Below are 523 nucleotides of genomic sequence, written 5' to 3'. Positions count from 1 at the left end.
ATTTATGTCGTGCGCAAGCACTTATCCGTCCTGCATGCGGCGATCGATATTAATGACGTCAAGCAGGCCTTTGGTCATCACCTAGTTGAGTTGACCGATGAATCAGTGCCCTTTCCCGATTCATCCACTCAGGCCGCTCAGACCGATCATCACCATGAGGATACGCAGACAAGCCACGCCCGGAACCAAACTCAATCCCAGTCGCAGCCTCAACCTCAACCTCAACCTCAACCTCGGCCCCAGTCCCAGTCCCAGTCCCAACAAGAGCCGCCGCCGACTGACCACTACCAATTGGCTGTTGGTTACGGCTGGTCACTGGATTTTCGGTTTATTGATGGCGAGGCGCGCGGGGTTAACTTGGAATGTGACTCGAAGGCGATGTTTTTGGCATTTAGCGGCGGCGTACATGACGATCTTGCGCCATACGGTTTCCAACCTGATTAATCCTCAACCAGCAAAATTTCCATCCGGTAAATTCTTGATCTAAATCTAACAAATTCCCCATTCAACAAATGAGGTGATC

Annotated in this window: 1 protein-coding gene; it reads left to right on the top strand. The window is 51.2% G+C overall.

Annotated elements, in window-relative coordinates; all coding sequences use genetic code 11:
• On the top strand, positions 1–444 hold a 444-nt coding region (locus RI557_RS11710), incomplete at its 5' end, for a hypothetical protein (protein ID WP_310683962.1).
• Positions 445–523: the final 79 nt, after the last annotated feature.

This window comes from Salibacter sp. (assembly GCF_031581065.1).
Classification (GTDB): domain Bacteria; phylum Bacteroidota; class Bacteroidia; order Flavobacteriales_G; family Salibacteraceae; genus Salibacter.
Note: the sequence above shows the minus strand (reverse complement) of the source record. Positions and strands in the feature narration are given on the sequence as shown.